Source organism: Blastococcus sp. SYSU D01042 (assembly GCF_054050515.1).
This window is the reverse complement of sequence record NZ_JBJGZM010000007.1, coordinates 242,858-256,878: the sequence shown is the minus strand read 5'-3', so window position 1 is coordinate 256,878 and position 14,021 is coordinate 242,858. Positions and strand designations below refer to the sequence as shown.

The following is a 14,021-nucleotide window of genomic DNA, read 5'->3' as shown; positions in this document are numbered from 1 at the left end:
CCGGCCGGCCGGGCACCGGGAGCGGCGGCCGGCGCACCCGAGCGGAGGGGGGCCCGGCCGACGCCCGGGGAGGGCGCCGCGGCGGCGTCGTCGGCCTGGGCGTCGCTGCGGATGTCGATGCGGCAGCCGGTGAGGCGCGCGGCCAGCCGGGCGTTCTGCCCCTCCTTGCCGATCGCCAGCGACAGCTGGTAGTCCGGGACGACGACGCGCACGGCCTTCGCCGCGGCGTCGACGACCCGTGACTCGGTGACCCGTGCGGGGCTGAGCGCCTGGGCGACGAAGGTCGCGGGGTCGTCCGACCAGTCGACGATGTCGATCTTCTCGCCGTGCAGCTCGCTCATGACGTTGCGCACCCGCTGGCCCATCGGGCCGATGCAGGCGCCCTTGGCGTTGAGCCCGGGCACCTTGGTGCGGACGGCGATCTTCGAGCGGGCCCCGGCCTCGCGGGCGACGGCGACGATCTCGACGCTGCCGTCGGCGACCTCGGGCACCTCGAGGGCGAAGAGCTTGCGCACCAGGTGGGGGTGCGTGCGCGAGACGGTCACCTGCGGGCCGCGGAAGGTGCGCGCGACCGAGACGACGTAGGCCTTGAGCCGGCTGCCGTGGGCGTAGTCCTCGCCCGGCACCTGCTCGGTCGGCGGCAGCACCGCCTCCACCTTGCCGATGTCGACCAGCACGGTGCCCTGCACGTTGCGGCGGTCGTGCGCCTGCACGACACCGCTGACGATGTCGCCCTCCTTGCCGGCGTACTCGCCGAAGGTCTGCTCGTGCTCGGCGTCGCGCAGCCGCTGCACGATGACCTGCTTGGCGGTGCTGGCGGCGATGCGCCCGAAGTCGGTCGGGGTGTCGTCCCACTCGCGGACCACCTCGCCGTCGGCGCCCAGCTCCTGGGCCAGCACCGCGACCTCGCCGCTCTTGCGGTCCACGTGCACGCGGACGTGCTTGGCCGCGCCGTCCGCGTGCCGGTAGGCGGTGACCAGCGCGGTCTCGATGGCCTGGATCACCGTGTCGGCCGGGATGCCCTTCTCCCGCTCGACCGCCTTGAGCGCGGTGACGTCGATGTTCACTGTGCTCCTCCTCGCGCCTGCGGCGCGCTCCCGCGCACGACGTCCTCGCCGTGCCCCGGGTCGTCGTCCATGTCGTCGTCGACCAGCTCGTCGAGCAGGTCGTCCTCGTCGAGGTCGTCGTCGGCGACGACGTCGTCCTCGGCGGTGGCGCGGCCGAATTCCACCTGCACCCGGCCGGCGCCCAGCTCGGCCCAGGGCACGTGCCGCGGGGTCGGCGGCCGCTTCTTCGCGCCGGGCTTGCCCTTCGCCTCGACCGCGAGCTCGACGCCGGCGTCGTCCACGGCGGTGACGCGCCCGGTCACCTGGTCGCCGGAGCCCCCGGGGCCCACGGCCACGGTGACCAGCCGGCCGGTGTTGCGCCGCCAGTGCCGCTGCTCGGTGAGCGGCCGGTCGACACCGGGGCTGGTGACCTCCAAGACGTAGGGCGTGCGCCCCATCCCGTCGTCGTTGCTGTCGAGCACGTCGGAGACCGCGCGGCTCACCTCGGCGATGTCGTCGAGGGTCACCCCGTTGTCGCGGTCGACCACGACCCGGACGACGCTGCGCCGGCCGGCCGGGGTCACCACGAGCTCCTCGAGGTCGTAGCCCGCGGCCTCGACGGCGGGCGCGATCCACCCGGCGAGCCGGGCGGTGGCGGGGTCGGTGCGGGGGGTGCCACGAGAGGCGGACACGGCTACCTCCTCAGGCTCGGGCGGCCGCAGGGTGCGGAGCGCGTCCCCGGACCCGCCCCCGGTGCGCCGGGTCGGGGTTCCGAGGGGAAGAGGCCAGGTTACCGCCCGGGGCAGAGGGTCGGGACGGGCACCGGGAACCCGACGCGGGGACCCGCCCGGCCCCGTCGTCCGCCCGGGGCCGACCCGCGGCTGAGAGGATGGCGGCGATGTCCTCCCTCCCCTCCCCGCGCGGCTTCTCCCGGCGCACCCTGCTGGCCGCCTCGGCCGCCGGGCTCGCGCTGGTCGCCGCGGGCTGCACCTCCGCGCCGACCGACGAGCGCGAGCAGGTCACGGGGGCGCAGGCCGACGCGCTGCTCGGGCAGGTGGGCGTGCAGGAGACGCTGGTCGCGGCCTACACGGCCGCCGGTGCCGCCGATCCGGCGCTGGCCGCCGCGGTCGCCGAGCTCGCCGCCCAGGCCGCCGAGCAGCTCGAGCGGCTGCGCGCCGCGGCGCCCGGGGCGACACCCAGCTCCACCTCCCCCGGCACCCCGCCGTCCCCCGCCGAGGCGCGGCCCTGGCTGCGCGCCCAGGTGGCGGCGGCGGCCGACTCGCACGCGACCGCGTGCGTGGACCAGTCCGGCGCCCGGGCGGCCCTCCTCGGCTCCATCGCCGCGGGGCTGCGCGGGCAGGACGGACGACTGGCATGACGGGGAGCGGTCGTGGCTGACGGCGCGGAGGGCACCCGGGACCTCGGGGCGGAGGACGACGCGCTGGTGCTGGCGCTGGGCGCCGAGCACACAGCGGTCTGGGGCTACGGAGTCGTCGGCGCGGCGCTGGACGCCGGCTCGCGCGGCACTGCGGGCGCGGCCGAGACCGCCCACCGCGACGTGCGCGACCGGGTGGTCACGCTGCTCGCGGAGCGCTCGGTGCCGGCGCCGCCGGCCGAGGGCGCCTACGCGCTCCCCTTCCCGGTCCTCTCCCCCGTGGACGCCGCCGCGCTCGCCGTCGTCCTCGAGGACGGCGTCGCCGCCGCCTGGGTGCGGGTGCTCGACCAGGCCGCCGAGCGGAGCACCCGAGAGCTCGCGCTGGAGGCGCTGACCGGCGCCGAGGTGCGCGCCGTCTCGTGGCGCGCCGCCGCGGGCCAGACCCCGGTCACCCGGTCCCTGCCCGGCTTGCCGGCGGACTAGCCGAGTCCCCCCAGGAAGGCGTCGGCCACCGCGACGGCGGCGGTGCTGGACTGCCCCGCCTCGACCAGGACCGCGAAGGCGATCGGCCCCGCGGCACCGTCGGTGCGGTAGCCGACGAACCAGCCGTGCGACTCCGGTGGCGTGGCCGTGCCGAACTCCGCGGTGCCGGTCTTGCCGAACACCTCGCCGCGGCCGGCCAGCGCCGCGGCGGTGCCGGTGAGGACGACCTGCCGCATCATCGGCCGCAGCGCGTCGAGCACCTGCGGCCCGGGGCCCGCGGGCACGGTGCCGGCCGGCTCGGCACCCACGACCTCGACCGGGGCGACCGGCGTGCCGCCCGCGATCCCGGCCACCACCAGCGCCATCTGCGCCGGGCTCATCAGCACCTGGCCCTGTCCGATCGCGTTCGCGGCCTTGGTGGTGCCGGTGCTGTCGCGCGGCACGCTGCCGGAGAAGACGTCGACCGGCAGCTGCCAGTCGGTGCCCACGCCGTAGGCGGCCGCGGCGTCGGCCAGCGCCGTGTCGGGCAGCTGCAGCCCCTGCTGGATGAAGGTGGTGTTGCAGGACTCGGCGAAGGCCTCGGTAAACGGCACGGTGCCCAGGTCGAACTGGTCCTGGTTCTCGAACTCACGGCCCTCCACGACCGTCGTCCCGGGGCACGGGACGGCGGTGGTGGGGATCAGCGTCCCGGTCGAGAGCAGAGCGGTCGCGGTGATGGTCTTCATGCTCGACCCGGGCGGGAAGCGGCCGGCCAGGGCGTTGCCGGCGTCGGCGACCTCGTTGGAGGAGACAGCCAGCAGCTCACCGGTGCCCGGGCGGACCACGACGAGGTGGGTGGGGCGCGCCTCGGCGGCGACCGCGGCGTCGGCGGCGTTCTGCACGGCCGGGACCAGCGGCGTCTGCACCGCCTCGCCGGGGACCGGCTCCACGGCGGCGATCTCGCGGCCCTCGTCGGCGATGGTCTCGTCGAGTGCGACCACCCGGACGGTGAAGCCGGCGGTGCCGGCGAGCTGCTCCTGGTAGGCGCGCTGCAGACCGGACGTGCCGAGCTGGTCGCCGGCGGCGAAGCGGGGCTCGCCGTCCTCGCTGGTCTCCTCGAGGATCTCCGCGGTGGCGGCGCCCACGCGGCCGAGCAGCGCCTCGGCGAACTGGGCCGAGGGCGCCAGCAGGCGGGTGTCGGTCGGGAAGACCGCACCCGGGAGGTCGAAGACCTGGGCGCGGATCGCCTCGAAGGCCGGCCGGCGCAGGGTGATCACCGGGACGAACTGCCCGGCGGGGGCGGCCTGCACGTCGGCGGTGATGGTCTCGGCGGCGATGCCGGTGGCGGCGGACAGGGCGGCGGCGAGCGCCGGCAGGTCGGTCACCTGGCCGGGGTCCACGCCGACGTTGACCACCTCGGTCGGGGTGAACAGCGGCGCGCCGGACGCGTCGGTGATCGGGGCGCGCTCCGGCAGCGACCGGGCCAGCTCCAGGTGCTGGCCCTCGGCCAGCTCGGGGTGCACGAGGGTCGGCTCGGCGACGACCGCCCAGCCGTCGTCGCCCTCCTCCAGCTGCAGGGTGGCGTCGTAGCGCCAGTCGGGGGCGGCCGCGAGGGCCCACGTCGCCGTCCAGTCGGCGGTGGCGGTGCCGTCCTCGACGGTGACCTCGCCGAGCTCCGCGGTCAGCTGCGCGTCGGGCAGGTCGGTCGCGGTCTGCTCCAGCAGCGCGGTGGCCGCGTCCGGGTCGGTGGTGGCCTCCGCCGCGGCTCCGGCGTCCCCACCCGCCCAGTCGTCGAGGAAGGCCTGCGCGGTCTCGCGGACCTCGTCCTCACCGCCACCCGAGCAGGCGGCCAGGACGGGGCCGGCGAGCAGGAGCGAGGTGAGCAGGACGGAGCCGGATCGGACGCGCACCCGGGCAGCCTCTCAGACGGACCCGGCCCTCTCAGAAGAGCACGCTGGAGAACTGCCCGACCTCGTCGAAACCCACCCTGCGGTACGCGGCGCGGGCGGCGGTGTTGTAGTCGTTGACGTACAGGCTGACCACCGGGGCGAGGGTCGCGCGGGCGTACTCGACGACCGCGGCGGTGCCGGCTGCGCCGATCCCGGTGCCGCGGTGGGAGGGCGCGACCCACACGCCCTGCACCTGGCAGGCCGCCCGGCTCACCGCCCCGATCTCGGCCTTGAACACCACCGCGCCGTCCTCGATCCAGGCCAGCGAGCGCCCGGCCCGCACCAGCTCGGCCAGCCGGGCGCGGTAGCCCGCCCCGCCGTCCACGCGCAGCGGGCTGACCCCGATCTCCTCGGTGAACATCGCGACGGCCGCGGGCAGGAGGACGTCGAGCTCCTCGGGCCGGACGGGGCGGACCCGCGGCTCGGGCGCGACGGCCGGTGGTCCGGCGATGGCCATCAGCGGCTGCCGAGGCCGGTGGTCGCGGGCCGGCCCCCAGGAGGGGGCCAGCAGGTCCCACAGCGGCGCGACCGAGGCGGCCGGTCCGACGATGGTGCTGCAGCGGCGCCCGGCCCGCCGGGCCCGGTCGGCGAACGCCGCGGCGGCGGCCCGCTCGGCGCCCGGGACGGCGAACGGGATCAGGTTGGCCCCCGCCAGGCACACCGCCTCCAGGGTGCGGCCGGAGCCGACGCCCCACAGCGGGGCCCCGACGGCCGCGGGCGCGGTGCCGGTCAGCTCGACGCGGCCGGCCAGCACGCAGGCGGCGACGGGGTCGGTGGCCAGCAGCCGGTGGACGGCCGACTCGTCGGACTCGTCCAGGACGCGAGCCGACGGGGTGGTGGGGTGGGCGGATGACCCTGTCGATCGGAGCACGAGCGGCGGGCGGGGTCCGAGCCGGTCAGCTGACGGAGACGACGGGCGGCCCCGACGGGACGCCGGCGTCGGCCTGCTCGGCGGCGATGCGCAGCGCCTCCTCGATCAGCGTCTCGACGATCTTGGACTCCGGGACGGTCTTCACGACCTCGCCCTTGACGAAGATCTGCCCCTTGCCGTTGCCCGAGGCCACGCCGAGGTCGGCCTCGCGCGCCTCGCCGGGGCCGTTGACGACGCAGCCCATGACGGCGACGCGCAGCGGCACCTCCATGCCCTCGAGACCGGCGGTGACCTCGTTGGCGAGGGTGTAGACGTCGACCTGGGCCCGCCCGCAGGAGGGGCAGCTGACGATCTCCAGCCCGCGCTGCCTGAGGTTCAGCGACTCCAGGATCTGGTTGCCGACCTTGACCTCCTCGGCCGGTGGCGCCGACAGCGAGACGCGGATCGTGTCGCCGATCCCCTGGCTGAGCAGCGCGCCGAAGGCGACGGCGGACTTGATCGTGCCCTGGAACGCCGGGCCCGCCTCGGTGACGCCGAGGTGCAGCGGGTAGTCGCACCGGGCGGCCAGGAGCTCGTAGGCGCGCACCATGACGACCGGGTCGTTGTGCTTAACCGAGATCTTGATGTCGCGGAAGTCGTGCTCCTCGAACAGCGAGCACTCCCAGAGCGCCGACTCGACCAGCGCCTCGGGGGTGGCCTTGCCGTACTTGGCCAGCAGGCGCTTGTCGAGCGAGCCGGCGTTCACGCCGATGCGGATCGGGATGCCGGCGTCCTTGGCCGCCCGGGCGATCTCGCCGACCTTGTCGTCGAACTTCTTGATGTTGCCCGGGTTCACGCGGACGGCGGCGCAGCCGGCCTCGATGGCGGCGAAGACGTAGCGCGGCTGGAAGTGGATGTCGGCGATGACCGGGATCTGCGACTTCTTCGCGATGATCGGCAGCGCCTCGGCGTCGTCGGTGTCGGGCACCGCGACCCGCACGATCTGGCAGCCCGAGGCGGTCAGCTCGGCGATCTGCTGCAGCGTCGCGTTGACGTCGGCGGTCTTCGTCGTCGTCATCGACTGGACGCTGACCGGGAAGTCGCTGCCGACGCCGACACCGCCCACGTCGAGCTGGCGGGTCTTGCGCCGCGGAGCGAGGACGGGCGGGGGTGCAGCGGGCATGCCGAGACCGACGGGGATCGCCATGACCACCAGTATCCCCTGTCGGCGACGCCGCGCCGTCGACGGCGCTGTGACCTCGGCCCGACCGTCAGCCGGCGAGCGTGATCGGGTTGACGACGTCGGCGATGAACAGCAGCGCCGAGAGGACCAGGAACAACCCGGCGACGACGTAGGCCACCGGCATCAGCCGGGCGATGTCGAAGGGCCCCGGGTCCGGCCGCCCGCGCACGCGGGCCACTGTGGCACGGGCCTTCTCGTACAGCGCCCCGGCGACGTGCCCGCCGTCCAGCGGGTAGACGGGCAGCAGGTTGAACAGGAACAGCACCAGGTTCATCCCGGCCAGCAGTTGGAAGAACAGGCTGACCTTCTCCGTGGTGCTGAAGTCGTCGAACGCGAAGACCTCACCGGAGATCCGGCCGACGCCGACGACGCCGATCGGGCCCTGCGGGTCGCGCTCCTCGCCCAGGAAGGCGGCGCGGAACAGCGCCGGGACGCGCTGCGGGATCTCGGCCAGCCGGTCGACGGCCCGCACGACGTAGTCCCCGATGAACCCGGGGACCGCGGTCACCGGCTGCCGCACGTAGGACTGCGCCGCCTGGACGCCGACGTAGCCGACCGTCTCGGTGCCGTCGGCCTCCCCGTCGCCGTCGGAGTCGACGCGGACGGTGTTGGCGATGGGGGTGACGGTCAGGTCCACCTGCCGCGTGGCGCCGTCCTCCCCCCGCTCGACGGTGAGGACGACCGGGGTGCCGGTGCTCCGCCGGATGGCCTCCTGGACCTGCTGCCAGCCGCTGACCTCGTCGTCCTCGGCGGTGCCGGCGTCCGGGGACACCGGGGTGCCGTCGACGGCGACGATCGTGTCGCCCACCTGGATGCCGGCCTCGGCGGCCGGCGAGGGCGCCGCGTCGTCCGCGCACTCCCGGACCTCGGCGTCGGCCGGCAGCACGCACTCGGGGATGGCGCTGACGGTGGTCGTCGCGCCCGGGACGCCGAAGGCGGTGAGCACGATGGTGAAGAACAGGACCGCCAGCACGAGGTTGTGGAACGGCCCGGCGAACATGACGATGATCCGCTGCCACCACGGCTTCTTGTAGAAGACGCGGTCGCCGTCGGTCGGCAGGACGTCGTCGAGCGCCTGCCCCCGGACCTCGGCGATGAAGCTGCGCATGCGGGTGGCGCGCTTGCTCTCGCCCTCCTCCGCCGGCGGGATCATGCCGACGATGCGGATGTAGCCGCCCAGCGGGACGCCCTTGATGCCGAACTCGGTCTCGCCGTAGCGCCGGGAGAACACCGTCGGGCCGAAGCCGACGAAGAACTGCGGCACGCGCATGCCGAACTTCCGGGCCCAGTAGAAGTGCCCGTACTCGTGGAACCCGATGCTGAACAGCAGGCCCAGCGCGAACGCGACGATCCCGAGGACCGTGAGGAGGAACCCGCTCAGCTCATGCCTCCGGCGATGACTCCCCGGGCGTGCTCCCGGGCCCACTTCTCCGCGGCCAGGACGTCCTCGACGCGCGTGGGGGCGCCGAGGTCCGGCGCCTCGTCGAGGGTACGCGCGACGAGCTGCACGATCCCTGGGAACGAGAGCCGACCCGCCGTGAACGCCGCGACCGCCTCCTCGTTGGCCGCGTTGTAGATCGCCGGTGCCACGCCACCGGTCTCCCCCGCGCTGCGGGCCAGCCGGACGGCCGGGAACGCCTCGGAGTCCAGCGGCATGAACTCCCAGGTGCTCGCCGTCGTCCAGTCCAGCGCCGGCTGGACGTCGGGGAGCCGGTCGGGCCATGCCAGGCCGAGGGCGATGGGCAGCCGCATGTCCGGCGGGCTGGCCTGGGCGATGGTCGCGCCGTCGGCGAAGGTCACCATCGAGTGCACGATCGACTGGGGGTGGACGACGACGTCGATGTCGGCGTACGGGATGCCGAAGAGCAGGTGGGCCTCGATCAGCTCCAGGCCCTTGTTGACCAGCGTCGCGGAGTTGATGGTGATGACCGGGCCCATGTCCCAGGTCGGGTGGGCCATGGCCTGCGCCACGGTGACCGCCTCGAGCTCGGCGGCCGAGCGCCCGCGGAACGGGCCGCCGCTGGCGGTGAGGACCAGCCGCGCCACCTCCTCGCGCTCGCCGGCGCGCAGGCACTGCGCCAGCGCCGAGTGCTCGGAGTCGACGGGCACGAGCTGACCCGGCGCCGCTTCGGCGAGCACGAGGTCTCCCCCGGCGATCAGCGACTCCTTGTTGGCCAGCGCGACCGTGCGGCCCGCCCGGAGCGCCGACAGCGTCGGGCCCAGGCCGATGGAGCCGGTGATCCCGTTGAGCACGACGTCGGCCGGGCGGGCGGCGAGCTCCTCGGCGGCGCGCGGACCGGCGAGGATCTCGGGCAGCGCGTACTCGCCCCGCGACCAGCCGCGCTGCGACGCCGCCGCGTAGAAGGCCAGCTGCAGGTCCTGCGCGGCGGTGGCCCGGGCGACGGCGACCGTGCGCACGCCCAGGGACAGCGCCTGCTCGGCCAGCGTGCCGACGTCCCCACCGCCCGCGGCGAGCCCGGTGATGCGCAGCCGGTCCGGGTTCTGGCGGGCGACGGCGATCGCCTGCCGGCCGATCGAGCCGGTGGACCCGAGGACCGTGACCTCACGCGGCTCGCTCATGCCGCGATCCTGCCAACACCGCCGTCGACCGGGCATCCCGGTCCCGGTCGGCACCTGTGTCCCACGAAGTGATCACCTCGCCTCAAGCGAGACGATTTCGTGCCGATGTCGCTGGTGACGGCCCAGCCCCGGGTCGCAGACGCCACGGAAGGCTCGTCATGCCACCTCTCCCCACCCGCCGCGCGCTCACCGCCGCCGGCCTCGCCCTCGGTACCGCCGCCCTCGGCGTCGCGGTGGCCCCCACCGCGCTCGCCGCCCCCGCCGTGACCGTCAGCTCGACGACCGTCGCGCCGGGCGCGACCTACACCGTCTCCGGCACCGCCTGCATCTCCGAGGACCCCGACCACGACGCCGTGGGCGTGGTCTTCCTCGCGGTCGGCGCCCAGTCGGCCGACGCCGAGGAAGCGGCGGCGGACGGCTCGTGGACCGTGACCTCGACCGCGCCGACGGAGGTCGGGACCTACACCTACGCCGCCGTGTGCGACTGGTACACCGACGGCTTCGAGTACGCCGACTTCACGATCACGGTGGCCGCGCCCTCGGCGGCCCCGGCCCCGGCCCCGGCCCCGGCGCCGACTCCCCCGCCGGCCGCACCCGCGGCGTCCGCCGCGCCCGGCACCCCTCGCGGCGCGGCGGCCATCACACCCGGGGTCGCCAGCCCGGACACCGGCGCCGCGACGGGTGACCGGGCCCCGCTGGGCCAGAAGGTCGTGAAGGTGCTCACCGGCTTCAAGCCCTTCGAGCTCGTCACGGTCACCCTCAACTCGACCCCGCAGCGGGTCGGCTCCTTCACGGCCAACGGGTCGGGCACCGTCCTCGTCGAGTTCACGGTCCCCGCGGGCACGCCGGTCGGCGACCACACGCTGGTCTACGAGGGCGACAAGGGCACCTACTTCCAGGAGGCCTTCGCGGTGGCCGCCGCTGCTCCCGCCACGACCGGCTCGGCCCGCCTGGCCTCGACCGGTGCCAGCGTCGCACTGCCGCTGGGCCTCGGCCTGGGCGCCCTCGCCGCCGGTGGCGGCCTGGTGCTCGTCGCGCGTCGCCGGTCCCCGGGGGCCGTGCAGGGCTGATGGCCGCACCGCACGATCCCGACGCCGGCCAGGCCCGCCCTGGCCGGCGTCGGCCGTCGTCCCGGAGGTGGCGCCGGGCGGCCGTCGCGACCGTGCTGCTGACCCTCCTCGCCGCCGGTGCCGACGCCGCCCTCCTCTCCGCCCGGGTGGGGGAGGTCGCCGTCGACCTGCCCGGTGACGACGGGGCCGGTCGCACCTGGGTGCTGGTCGGGCTCGATTCCCGCGAGGCACTGCCCGCCGGCGCGGACGCGGCGGCCTTCGGGACGCCCGAGGAGGTGCCGGGCAGCCGTGCCGACGTCGTGCTGGTGGTCCACGAGACCGACGCCGCCACGCAGGTCCTGTCGGTCCCCCGCGACCTGCTGGTCACCGGCGACGGCTTCACCGGACGGCTGGCGCTGAGCTGGCTGCGCGGGCCGCAGACCACGGTGGCTGCTCTGTGCGGGCTGGGGATCCCCACCGATCACCTGGTGACCGTCGACCTCGCCGGGTTCACCGACGTCGTCGACGCCGTCGGCGGTGTGGACCTGGACGTGCCGGAACCCGTCCGCGACCCTCAGGCCGGGCTGCTGCTCACCCGCTCGGGCCGGCAGACCGTGGACGGCGCGACGGCGCTCGCCCTGGTCCGGTCCCGGCACCCCGAAGCGCGCGCGGGCGACGCCTGGGTGCCGGCACCGGTGGACCCCGACGGGCGGGCCGCCACGGCGGCCGAGGTGCTGGGAGCCCTGCTGGACCGGGTGCGCGACACCGTCCACCGGCCCTGGCGGCTGCAGGGGCTCGCCTGGGCCGCATCCGGTGCGGTGGCCCGCGACCCGGGCACCTCGCTCCACGATCTCCTCGCCGTGGCCCGGGCGGACCTGGCCGAGGTCACCGTGCTCCCGGCAGGCCCCCCGGCCGGGGAGGCCCTCCTCCGGCTGCCCACCGCGGGGACCGCGGCCGCCGTCTCCGGCGCGGGGCTGTCCTGCCGCGGCTGAACCTCACGACCGCCCGGCCGCCCTGACCGGTGGACCGCTCCCCCGCCTGGCAGGATGCAGGTGTCAGCGAGAACGCCGGCTGACGACGGACCCAGCATCGTCGCGAGCGCGGCGAGCGCCAGCGAGGAGAGCACGTGAGCGAGCAGACCCACCGGGACCGGATCTCGATCGACCACCCGGGCACCGAGCGGGTCAACCAGCCCGGGCGCGAGGAGGGCGTGGTCCGCGCCGCGTCGCGCCCGCTCACCGAGCACGAGGAGCCGGCCGACTGGGGCTGGCACGGGGAGACCGGCAAGAAGGGCCGCATCGGCGCCTGGATCGCCGTGCTCGTCACCCTGAGCTACCTGGTGGGCAACCACGAGGGCCGGGTCGAGGACCTCTTCGTCCTGGGCGCCGCCTCGATCATGATCATCATCCTGGTGTGGGACATCGTCCGCCGGCGGAACGCCTGGCGCAGCCGCTGACCCAGCACTCGACCGGAGGCCGGTTCCCCTGCGCGGGGACCGGCCTCCGTGCTGAGCGGCTCAGGCGACCGCGACGCCGATGGCGGAGCCGACCACGTAGGTGATCCCGGCCGCGGCCGCGCCGAAGAGCAGCTGGCGCAGCCCGGCGTACCACCAGGGCCGCGGGGTGAACCGGGCGCTGAGGGCGCCGGCGGCGAACAGGCCGATCCCCCCGCACAGCAGCGCCACCCACAGCAGCGAGGCGCCCAGCAGGTAGGGCACCAGCGGGATCACCGCTCCGGTCGAGAACGTCAGGAACGACGACACCGCCGCCACCCACGGGGAGGGCCGGTCCTCAGCGCTGACCCCGAGCTCGGCGACGACGTGCAGCCGCAGCGCGGTCTCCGGGTCGCGTGACAGCTGCACGGCGACCTGCCGTGCGAGGCGGTCGTCGACGCCTCGCACGCGCAGCATCTCGACGAGCTCGGCCAGCTCCCCCTCGGGGTTGCGCTCGAGCTCGCGGCGCTCCTTCTCGACCTCGAGGTCGAGCTGCTCGTTCTGCGTCCTGACCGAGGTGTACTCGCCGAGCGCCATGGAGATCGCGCCGGCGACGAGGCTGGCCGTCCCGGCCAGGACGATCGCCCGCGGCGCCGCGCCACCACCGCCCACGCCGGCCACCAGCGCGGTGTTGGTGACCAGCCCGTCCATGGCCCCGAAGACGGCGGCCCGCAGCCAGCCGCCGGAGACGTCGGCGTGCGAGTGCTCGTGGGCCTCGGCGTCGGTCGTGGTCACTGGTCGCTCTCGGCGCCCAGTTCCACCGGCGGCTCCAGGGACGGGGCGGGCACCGCGACGGTGGGGACCCCGTCCACGCGGTCGGCCGCCGCGAGCTGGCCGCACGCGCCGTCGATGTCCTGGCCGCGGGTGTCGCGCACCGTCGTCGGCACGCCGGCGGCGCGCAGCCGGGCGACGAACTCGCGCTGGGCCGGCAGCGGGCTGGCGTCCCAGCGGCTGCCCGGCGTCGGGTTGAGCGGGATGAGGTTGACGTGCGCGAGCTTCCCCGTGAGCAGCTCCCCGAGCAGGTCGGCCCGGAAGGGCTGGTCGTTCACGTCGCGGATGAGCGCGTACTCGATGGAGTAGCGGCGGCCGGTCCTCCTCGCGTACGCGTCGGCGGCGTCGATGACCTCGCCGACCTTCCAGCGGGTGTTGATCGGCACGAGCGTGTCGCGCAGCTCGTCGTCCGGGGCGTGCAGGCTCACCGCGAGGGTGACGTTGAGGCCCTCGTCGGTCAGCCGGCGGATGGCCGGCACGAGCCCGACGGTGGAGACGGTGACCGAGCGCTGCCCGAGACCCAGACCGTGCGGCGCCGGGGTGAGCAGCGCGTCGAGGGTCTTCCGCACGCGCGGGTAGTTGGCCAGCGGCTCGCCCATGCCCATGAAGACGACGTTGGACAGCCGGCCCGGACCGCCGGCCACCTCGCCGTTCGCCATCGCGGCGGCCGCCGCGACCGCCTGACCGATGATCTCGGCCGCGGAGAGGTTGCGGGTCAGGCCCTGCTGGCCGGTGGCGCAGAACGGGCACGCCATGCCGCAGCCGGCCTGGCTGGAGATGCAGACGGTGGCGCGGCCCGGGTAGCGCATGAGCACGCTCTCGACCAGCGCGCCGTCGTGCAGCCGCCACAGCGTCTTCCGGGTGCGCCCGTCATCGGCCGTCTGGTGCCGGACGACGGTGAGCAGACCCGGGAGCAGCGCCTCGGTCAGCGTCTCGCGGACGGCCGCGGGCAGGTCGGTCATCTGCTCGGGGTCGGTGATGCCTCGGTAGAAGTGCCGGGCCAGCTGGTCGGCGCGGAAGGCCGGCTGCCCGAGCTCGGCGACGGCCGCCCGTGCCTCCTCGCGGGTGAGGTCGGCGAGGTGGCGCGGCGGCTTGCCGCGGCGGGGGGCGTCGAAGACGAGGGGCAGGGCAGTCATGGCCCTGCCATCGTCCCACTCCCGGCCGCGGCGGTCCGGTCCGGAGACCGAACTCACCCCACCGGTCG

Annotated in this window: 14 protein-coding genes; 5 read left to right on the top strand and 9 right to left on the bottom strand. The window is 75.4% G+C overall.

Going from position 1 to position 14,021, the window contains the following annotated elements; all coding sequences use genetic code 11:
- Both nusA and rimP read right to left on the bottom strand, forming a co-directional pair.
- The coding region (gene nusA / locus ACI79H_RS14875; RefSeq protein WP_456555174.1) for a transcription termination factor NusA at nucleotides 1-1,067 on the bottom strand (1,067 nt) is incomplete at its 3' end.
- Entirely contained in the window at nucleotides 1,064-1,738 is a 675-nt protein-coding gene (gene rimP, locus ACI79H_RS14870; protein WP_456555173.1) for a ribosome maturation factor RimP, read from the bottom strand. The genes rimP and nusA, both read right to left, overlap by 4 nt.
- A gap of 206 nt (nucleotides 1,739-1,944) precedes the next feature.
- Here rimP and ACI79H_RS14865 point away from each other — a divergent pair, with 206 nt between their 5' ends.
- Nucleotides 1,945-2,424, top strand: a complete 480-nt coding sequence (locus ACI79H_RS14865) for a hypothetical protein (RefSeq protein WP_456555172.1) — start codon at nucleotides 1,945-1,947, stop codon at nucleotides 2,422-2,424.
- Nucleotides 2,425-2,436: 12 nt separating this feature from the next.
- Nucleotides 2,437-2,904, top strand: coding sequence for a ferritin-like domain-containing protein (locus ACI79H_RS14860; RefSeq protein ID WP_456555171.1), 468 nt, complete (start codon nucleotides 2,437-2,439; stop codon nucleotides 2,902-2,904).
- Here ACI79H_RS14860 and ACI79H_RS14855 read toward each other — a convergent pair.
- From ACI79H_RS14855 to dxr, 5 genes are all read right to left on the bottom strand, one after another.
- Nucleotides 2,901-4,793, bottom strand: a complete 1,893-nt coding sequence (locus tag ACI79H_RS14855; RefSeq protein ID WP_456555170.1) for a penicillin-binding transpeptidase domain-containing protein — start codon at nucleotides 4,791-4,793, stop codon at nucleotides 2,901-2,903. The genes ACI79H_RS14860 and ACI79H_RS14855 overlap by 4 nt on opposite strands.
- 31 nt (nucleotides 4,794-4,824) lie before the next feature.
- Entirely contained in the window at nucleotides 4,825-5,703 is an 879-nt protein-coding gene (locus ACI79H_RS14850) for a GNAT family N-acetyltransferase (RefSeq protein ID WP_456555169.1), read from the bottom strand.
- A 25-nt stretch (nucleotides 5,704-5,728) separates the two neighbouring features.
- Nucleotides 5,729-6,889, bottom strand: a complete 1,161-nt coding sequence (ispG, locus tag ACI79H_RS14845; RefSeq protein WP_456555168.1) for a flavodoxin-dependent (E)-4-hydroxy-3-methylbut-2-enyl-diphosphate synthase — start codon at nucleotides 6,887-6,889, stop codon at nucleotides 5,729-5,731.
- Nucleotides 6,890-6,953: 64 nt separating this feature from the next.
- Complete coding sequence (locus ACI79H_RS14840; protein ID WP_456555167.1) at nucleotides 6,954-8,351, bottom strand: M50 family metallopeptidase; 1,398 nt, start codon at nucleotides 8,349-8,351, stop codon at nucleotides 6,954-6,956.
- On the bottom strand, nucleotides 8,303-9,505 hold the full coding sequence (gene dxr, locus ACI79H_RS14835) for a 1-deoxy-D-xylulose-5-phosphate reductoisomerase (protein WP_456555166.1): 1,203 nt from the start codon (nucleotides 9,503-9,505) through the stop codon (nucleotides 8,303-8,305). The genes ACI79H_RS14840 and dxr overlap by 49 nt, the downstream gene beginning before the upstream one ends.
- 158 nt (nucleotides 9,506-9,663) lie before the next feature.
- On the opposite strand from dxr, the gene ACI79H_RS14830 reads away from it, so the two are divergent.
- The 3 genes from ACI79H_RS14830 (at nucleotide 9,664) to ACI79H_RS14820 (ending at nucleotide 12,010) form a co-directional block, all read left to right on the top strand.
- The gene (locus ACI79H_RS14830) at nucleotides 9,664-10,575 is read left to right on the top strand and encodes a hypothetical protein (protein WP_456555165.1); all 912 of its coding nucleotides are present in this window, start codon (nucleotides 9,664-9,666) and stop codon (nucleotides 10,573-10,575) included.
- Nucleotides 10,575-11,546 carry an LCP family protein gene (locus tag ACI79H_RS14825; protein ID WP_456555164.1) on the top strand — a complete coding sequence of 324 codons (972 nt, stop codon included), beginning with the start codon at nucleotides 10,575-10,577 and terminating at the stop codon, nucleotides 11,544-11,546. Before ACI79H_RS14830 ends, ACI79H_RS14825 begins: the two co-directional genes overlap by 1 nt.
- Before the next feature lie 134 nt (nucleotides 11,547-11,680).
- Nucleotides 11,681-12,010, top strand: a complete 330-nt coding sequence (locus ACI79H_RS14820) for a DUF2631 domain-containing protein (RefSeq protein WP_456555163.1) — start codon at nucleotides 11,681-11,683, stop codon at nucleotides 12,008-12,010.
- Nucleotides 12,011-12,070: 60 nt separating this feature from the next.
- On the opposite strand, the gene ACI79H_RS14815 is transcribed toward ACI79H_RS14820, so the two are convergent.
- Nucleotides 12,071-12,781, bottom strand: coding sequence for a VIT1/CCC1 transporter family protein (locus ACI79H_RS14815; protein WP_456555162.1), 711 nt, complete (start codon nucleotides 12,779-12,781; stop codon nucleotides 12,071-12,073).
- Entirely contained in the window at nucleotides 12,778-13,953 is a 1,176-nt protein-coding gene (gene rlmN / locus ACI79H_RS14810; protein ID WP_456555161.1) for a 23S rRNA (adenine(2503)-C(2))-methyltransferase RlmN, read from the bottom strand. Before rlmN ends, ACI79H_RS14815 begins: the two co-directional genes overlap by 4 nt.
- Between the last annotated feature and the right edge of the window lie 68 nt (nucleotides 13,954-14,021).